Genomic DNA, 7,427 nt, shown 5'->3' with positions numbered 1-7,427 from the left:
TAAAGATCATAAAATAAGCATATATAATATAATCATAAACTAATAATTTTTCATTCTTACTTGAGTATTTTAACAATACAATACTGGTACTTGGTAAAATCATTAAATACATACCAATCAATTCTTCGTTTAGATGATACCTATACGCTAAAAAACAAGAAATTACTTCTGCTACAATCAAATATATTAATATAAATCTAATTTTATAATAATTCATACTTAACCCTCCGATTATAATTAACCTAACTAAATTAACATTAAATCACTAAACACAACATTCTCACTAAAAATGCTCAATAAAGTTAGAATTACACCTGCCTTTCCTTCTAATAAACTTACATCTTCTTTGTATGAATTACTTCCTAAAAAACCTTCTTTTTCTAATGAAATTAGTTTATTTATATTCCTATCTAAGGTATATAAAAACCTAGCATCCCTTGTTTCAACATATGACTGTATTTGTATCGCTATTATTCCCGCATATCCGTGACATAGATAGGAACATTCTAATGCATATTTTTCACATGATTGATTAACTATTCTAACCAATTCTTCTTTATATTTATTATATTTATTTAAGTTTTCTAAATTTTTATATATAATCATGAGTGCTCGTACGATTCCTATGTTTCCATAACACCAACTACTTACTTTTCTACCTAAGTATTCTTTTCTTATATAATCTTCATACTTTAATTGCATTGGGTACGATACAACTTTATCTTTATTCTCTACTTCCTCATACAAATTCAATAATTTATTAATGACACACATCAATTCTTTTTTATTATGTTTTTTATATACTTCAGCTAATGTAAATATCGGAGAAATAATCCCATGAGCTACCCCAAAATTCAAATGCCCATTGGGTTGTGTTTCACGTTCTATCTCTAAAAATTGATTTTCTCCTTCTATATGATATCCAATTATTCTTTCATTCCCATAATCTTTTTCTTCAGATAAAATTGATAAATATTCACAAATATTAAAAATTAGTGTTGTATTTTTCGAATTAATGTTTATCAAATATCTCAAAAAACCTGCACAACCTGTTATTAGATCATAATAAGAAAATACTAATTTTTTTTCTTTTATGTTCTCTATAGCTATGCTTATAGCTTGTTCTGATAAATTTCTCTATATTTACTCAACATATCACTATCAATGCAATTACTAAATCTTTGAATCATTGAACCAGATTTTGAGGATGCTACAGCTGGTCCAATAAATATACATTCACTTTTATTACTGTTATTTACTATAATATTTAAATCCATACATTTTACATAATTAACATTCTTATATAAATGTTTAAAATCAAATTCATCTAAAATTATTTCTTCGTTATTTTTGGCTAGTGCCTCAGATATTTTTGAATCTAAAATATTACTAATTTTATTTTCAAAATCTATATCTTCTAACACATAATTATCAGAAATATACTTTAGTCCGTCAAATTGATTTTTATCTATTATTTTTAAAAAGGGTATTTCTTCAAATTTTCCAAAATATTCTAAATATTTATTTTTAAAAGTGGATATTTTGCTACATTTAACGGGTATTTGATGGATAATTTCTAAAAAATTTTCTAACTTTTCTACAACATATTTATTTAATGTATTTTTTTTACAAGAAGCTCCATTATTTATTGATATATACGAACTACTATTTGTAATCTTTTTCATCTCACTAACTATTAAATTTAATAAAACCGTTTCCCCATTTTTTTTATATTGATTTATTAATTTTATTATTTTTTTTAATAATAGTTAACTTTTCTCCTCTATATTTTATACTTTTTAAAACTTCCAATATGAAAGCTAAGTTGTCATTACAATAAGTATCTTCTTTTAGATTAGAATATATTATTTGATTTTCTATTAGATTCAACATTAGGTTTTCTATTTCTATCGATGTTACATTTTTATATTTCTCTTTTATTTTCTCTTCTATAGAACTATAAGATGCGTAGTTCTGTAAATTTTTCTCCAGTAAATTTATTAAGTTTGTATATTTAATACTTAATTCACTGGTATAAATATCATTAGCACAGTAATTTTCTCCAATATGAGGAAATAATATCTGTCACCGCTTTTATATGCTATACCATTAATTTTAAAACTTAATTTTTTAAATTACTTTTTTCTAATGAATGCCTAACTTTATTAATCCATTCTTTTTCAACAATTACATCTATAATATCATTTTCAAACTCAACTGTTGTTTTATCTCCTAGTTTACCTAATGAAACTATAGAAAAAGACAAAAGGAGTTGTGCGTGTTGTACTTCGAATGAAGTACTTCAATAATGATCTGGATAAGTTCTTCACACAAATTATAAAAGTAAGGATTGAACTCTTTATTTATAGGTGTGTTAAGAGCAGGTTCTAATTTGGTTAGTATAGTTACATCCCTATTAGAAATATCAGAACTTTTAATATTAATATGGAAGAATGTTTTATATTGACAGTAGGTGTAAAATTTTTACATATTCTTATCATATTCAAATAACTCCCGTTTATTTCTTCTATGCTTATTATACCATGAAACTTCATTGTAAGTAAACGTTTTCCATAGGGTGAAAATATATTGTTTATCCAAAAAATTTATGCGATGTCAAAATAAGTATTTATAAATATTATATTTTATAAAAGTGTTGGGGAAATATTAGTTGAATTATAGAATACTGATTTTTTTATTTATCTTCCATCAGTCAAAATATATGGTGTTTGAAATAAAAAAATAACGACAAAATCGTTGGAAAAAAAGTTTATATGTTAAAACAAAAATATGAAAGAGGGCATCGTTTTAAAGACGGTGCTCGGAAAAGTTTTATGTCAAAACCTGTACAGATCTCCAATTGTTAGATTTTTTGGTCTAACTTTTGAGGGTACCTCAGAAGAGTTACACTTTAAATTATTTAAAATATAAAAATAAAGCTAACTAGATAAAAATTTCCAGTTAGCTTTATTTTTATTGAGAATGTTATTAAATAGAGTTTTTTTATTTTGCAAAATAATATTTTAAATTGTTATTTTTGATTTTACTGTCTGGTTTTTGGTTATCATATAGAGAAGTACATATATTTATTTTTCGATTTTATAGGTTGCTATATAGAATCACGTATATTTATTTTCCAATTTTACTGTCTTGTTCTTCATTACTATATAGAACCGCTCTTGCTATTTTTGGTTTTGCAGTGCGAGGGATTATACTGAATTTAGCGAGTAGCTTCTTAAACTCTTTTAAACCATCATCGTAATTATTAGTTTCAAATTCTAATTCGTAGTCGACAATATTGTTTTTAAAAGTGGTTTTATCAAGGGCCAATAAACCCGTTTTCAGTTCGATCTCGTATCTTAGAGTTTCTATTTTTTGAAATAACATTGGTGTTTTTATAGCAACTTTTAGTCGTATTAGTTCTGTTAGAATTTCTTCTGGAATTATTGGAAGTACTACAGGTTCACTTGGGTATGTAGTTTTATTGATTGGAATATTTATTTCAATATTTTGTTTTTCTCCTTTTATTTTTAGAGTTATCTCACTTTTAGTGTTTGTATGTCTTATTCGTAGTGCGGCGTTAGCTTTTTTTAAGCTGTTATTAGCATCATCGTAGTAATAGTTTTTATTTATTGTAGCTTCTTTTTTTTCTAATTCGAATGTTTGGAAGAGTTTGTCATATTCTTCTTTTGTTAATAGGTTTTTAAATTCTATTTCTATTTCTTTCACTTTAAAATTCCTTTCGTTTTTCTAGTGCGATTATAAATGGAGCATTATTTTTCTGGTTTATAAATTGATATGTAAGTACTTCTACTTCTTTTTGATCTAGGGAAGATAATTCTTTTAGTAAAGTTTCTTTTTCTACCTTGCCATTTTTATGACCCCAGTAGATGACAATGACGATTCTTCCGCCGATATTAAGTTGTTTTAAAAATTTTTTCACAGTGGCAAGTGTAGTATCCGCCATTGTGGTAATATCGTGATTGGCATTCGGAAGATAACCAAGGTTAAAAATAACAGCTTGGATAGTTTCACTAATATACTTATCAAAATTCAAGTGTGAGTCTAAAATAATTTCACATTTATGATTTAAGTTATTTTCTATTAAAAGTTGTTTTGTGTTTTGAATAGCTTGGTTTTGGATATCAAAGCTATAAACTTTTTTAGCACTAGTTTTCGCTAAGAACAAGGTATCATTTCCGTTTCCAGCTGTTGCATCAACGACAATAGAGTTTTTATCTATTTTTTCTTTTAAAAGTTTTTTACTAAAGTTAAGTATTTTATCCATCTTGGCGATCCTTTTTCATTTCTTCTAAAATGGAGCTAATTTCATAATAAGCATCAACAGTTGTTGTGAAATCTAGTGTGGTATTTATGATTTTTGCTAAGGTTTTGGTGTTATCTTCACCGGTTTTCAACTCATTAACCAAATTTTTTAATTTTTCATTAAGATTATTTTCGAAAACTTCGTTATTTTCATCAAAATTTAGAGTATAGTCTTGAATATTAAAACTTATTCCATCTTTATATGGTGGAATATATACAGCACGTAGATTGTTTACATTTTCTCCGACTGTAGCGGATAATTCATTAAGGGAAGTGGTATAAATTTTTTCATCTTCTGCTCCAGCTTGTTCGATTATCGTTATTTCGTAATCGTAAGGATAGTAATTCATAAGTTTGTCCGAAATATTGGCTGCTGTTATATCATCATAACATTGAGTGATTAGAATGTGATTTTTTTGGTTAATATTTTTTAATGTATCATGATTTGTAGCATCTAGTAGACTGAACCCTTCTACAGGATCGAATTTTGCAGCATTAAAACAAGAATCTAAGAAACTTTCACCACCAATAACTTTCACAGTTTCATTACTTTTAATAAGAAGTTGAGTAGTGAGTTCGGCTACCATAGGATGACCAGGTACAAGATACATTACATCAGTGTTTTTGGCACAGTTCGAAATATAGCTTGCTATTTGGTTGTATGTGTTTTCGAAGTTGTCATTTTCTGTATAAAATCTATCGCATGTTTCAAAGGCAATATCATTATTTTGTAAAAATTCTATTGCAGGATGTTCTTTTGTGCGTGCAATAATTTTTGCAGATGTGTTATTTAGTAATAAGTTTTTTATGTTTTCTTTAATATTGGCACTATTGTTAGGTCCAAGTCCGATAATATAAATCATGTCTAATCTCCTGTTCTGTTTTTAAAGTTTTATTAAAAGTTTTTATTTTATATTTACATATTTAAAAAGTAAGTCGTAAGGTAACAAACCTACTCGAAAAAATTTTTTCGTTGTGTGATCTTCAAAATGTTGGACAACATATTTCTTTGATTTCGTTAATCCAAAAAATGATTCCATCAATCCATTATCTATAGACCATGATATTGGCTATGTTAAGTTTGCATATACACTATATTGCCGACTATGTAATATCATCTCTTTATAGTCTTTTTTCATCAAATAACTCAATGTTTTACTAATGATTGAACTTCTAGTTTTCTTGTTAGTTTTGTGATTTATCATTAGTCTTTTATTTTTAAGCTCTTCTACTATTCTTGTTTTTTCTTTGTCTGAGATTTTTTAAAACTAATCTCTTGCAGTTTTTTAATGCAGTTACCTTTATATTCATTTTCTTTTTCTAATTTTTCTAGTCTTGTTAATTTTTTGTTTCTTTGGATATTTTTCTAGATATTCTTTCAAGGTATCTAGTATATTATACCTGTTTTCTTTGAATTTTTAAACCTAATTACTTAACATTCCTATGCATATTTTATAGCTATTGCATATGAAAAATACACAGAATAATTTTGTTATTAAAGATTTTAATAGAGTTATAATTTTAGATGTATAGAAAAATTTGTAAATTAAGTTTATTATGTAAATTTTAAAGAGAAGTAATAAAAAATATTAATTTATATTAAATATTTTATATATTTTCCCCGGGGGAATTTTTTTATTTATAAATAACATTATCACGGTTGTTTCATAATAGTATGTTATAATACGCGATGTAGTGAAGGAAGTATATATAAAACGTATTTATATACATTAATAATTAAGTTAATGTAGTATAAAAAATATAAGAAAGGATATTTATATAATGAAGAAAAAAATATTTATTTGGCTTTCTGCATTGGCGATAATTATAAATGTTTTCTTGCCAAGCACTTTAAAAAATGCCAAAGCAGCAGCTACACATGATAGCGTAATTACAGAGATAAATATTACAGATACTAATGGGAAACCTATTCCTGGGAATTCTGTGGAAATGTGGCAGCAGTTTAGAGTAAATGCAAAGTTTGCTCTACCTGACAATATAGTTAAAGAGGGGGATACAACTACAATAAGATTGCCAGAACAATTAACTTTTCAATCAACAGTAAATTTTGATGTGAAGGATTCTTCGGGGAATCTTGTAGCTAAAGCAGAAGTAAATAATCAAGCGAAAACTATTACTTTAAGATACACAAAGTATCCTGAAAATCGTTCAGATGTTAAGGGTAGCCTGTATTTTAATGCAAGAGTAGATCACAGTAAAGTTAAACAAAAACAAGATATAGAGCTTAAGTTTCAAATAGGGAATAGGATTATTGCAGGAGGAAAATTAGACTACAAAGGTCCAGGTAAAAAGTATGAAACTATTATAGAAAAAAGTGGTTGGCAAGATAATCAAGATAAAAGTCTTTTCCATTATGGGATAGCCATCAATAGAAGTAAGGCGGATTTAAAAGATGCATGGGTAAAAGATAGACTTGTAGATACTTATGGTGTAGAAGTTGTGCCTAATAGTATAAAAATATATAAAGTAGAATGGTACTGGGATAATGGTGAATGGAAACATAAAGGGGACGTAGATGTTACACCTAATTTCAAGAGTAATATAGAAGTAGATGCTGATAAACAAGGTTTTAATATTCGCTTAGGAAATATAGGAACAGAACAATATTATATAAAATATGATATTAAAGCAAATTATACACCAACACATGGAGAAATATTTAAAAATAATGCTACATTGAAATATAATGGAAAAATACAAAAAGATGTAAACTTTACTTTACAATATTTAGAGGCAGGTGGACGTGCTGAAGGATATGTGTACTCAATTAATATCCATAAAAAAGATAAAGATGGAAAATCTTTACAAGGAGCAGAATTCCAATTAACACGTGATGCAAATGGTAAAGTTATTGGAACTTATAAAACTGATGCAAACGGTAATATTAAAATTACAGGATTATTAAAAGACAAGTATACATTAAAAGAAACAAAAGCTCCTGAAGGTTATAAATTAGATCAAAAAGAAATAAAAATTGAACCAAAAGACTTTGGTAGTGATAAATCACTAACTAAAGAAGTAATTAATGAAAAAGATAATCCAAAAATAAAAGTTTCTGGAGAAAAAACTTGGGAAGATAA

Annotated in this window: 10 protein-coding genes; 1 reads left to right on the top strand and 9 read right to left on the bottom strand. The window is 26.4% G+C overall.

What is annotated here, in order from left to right; translation table 11 throughout:
• The 9 genes from H612_RS0104595 to H612_RS10375 form a co-directional block, all read right to left on the bottom strand.
• Positions 1-217 (bottom strand): hypothetical protein (locus H612_RS0104595; protein ID WP_027130378.1); only part of this gene is annotated, 217 nt, incomplete at its 3' end.
• Positions 218-246: 29 nt separating this feature from the next.
• Complete coding sequence (locus H612_RS0104590) at positions 247-1,095, bottom strand: lanthionine synthetase LanC family protein (RefSeq protein ID WP_245570452.1); 849 nt, start codon at positions 1,093-1,095, stop codon at positions 247-249.
• 17 nt (positions 1,096-1,112) lie between these two features.
• Positions 1,113-1,751 (bottom strand): lantibiotic dehydratase, encoded by a 639-nt coding sequence (locus H612_RS0104585; protein WP_281170294.1) that lies wholly within the window; start codon positions 1,749-1,751, stop codon positions 1,113-1,115.
• Positions 1,729-2,019 carry a hypothetical protein gene (locus tag H612_RS10495; protein WP_483788255.1) on the bottom strand — a complete coding sequence of 97 codons (291 nt, stop codon included), beginning with the start codon at positions 2,017-2,019 and terminating at the stop codon, positions 1,729-1,731. The genes H612_RS0104585 and H612_RS10495 overlap by 23 nt, the downstream gene beginning before the upstream one ends.
• 103 nt (positions 2,020-2,122) lie before the next feature.
• Entirely contained in the window at positions 2,123-2,266 is a 144-nt protein-coding gene (locus tag H612_RS09925) for a hypothetical protein (RefSeq protein WP_156882791.1), read from the bottom strand.
• A gap of 863 nt (positions 2,267-3,129) precedes the next feature.
• Entirely contained in the window at positions 3,130-3,729 is a 600-nt protein-coding gene (locus H612_RS0104570; protein ID WP_027130375.1) for a CYTH domain-containing protein, read from the bottom strand.
• A 1-nt stretch (position 3,730) separates the two neighbouring features.
• On the bottom strand, positions 3,731-4,288 hold the full coding sequence (mnmM, locus tag H612_RS0104565) for a tRNA 5-(aminomethyl)-2-thiouridylate-methyltransferase MnmM (RefSeq protein ID WP_027130374.1): 558 nt from the start codon (positions 4,286-4,288) through the stop codon (positions 3,731-3,733).
• Complete coding sequence (locus tag H612_RS0104560; RefSeq protein WP_027130373.1) at positions 4,281-5,189, bottom strand: SAM-dependent methyltransferase; 909 nt, start codon at positions 5,187-5,189, stop codon at positions 4,281-4,283. The genes mnmM and H612_RS0104560 overlap by 8 nt, the downstream gene beginning before the upstream one ends.
• A 207-nt stretch (positions 5,190-5,396) precedes the next feature.
• Entirely contained in the window at positions 5,397-5,531 is a 135-nt protein-coding gene (locus tag H612_RS10375) for a hypothetical protein (RefSeq protein WP_281170293.1), read from the bottom strand.
• Positions 5,532-6,108: 577 nt separating this feature from the next.
• Between H612_RS10375 and H612_RS0104555 the strand changes: the two genes are divergently transcribed.
• Positions 6,109-7,427 (top strand): Ig-like domain-containing protein (locus H612_RS0104555; protein ID WP_211223599.1); only part of this gene is annotated, 1,319 nt, incomplete at its 3' end.

The sequence above is a fragment of the Gemella cuniculi DSM 15828 genome (assembly GCF_000425665.1).
GTDB classification, from domain to species: Bacteria; Bacillota; Bacilli; order Staphylococcales; family Gemellaceae; genus Gemella; species Gemella cuniculi.
This window is presented reverse-complemented; position numbering and strand designations above follow the sequence as displayed.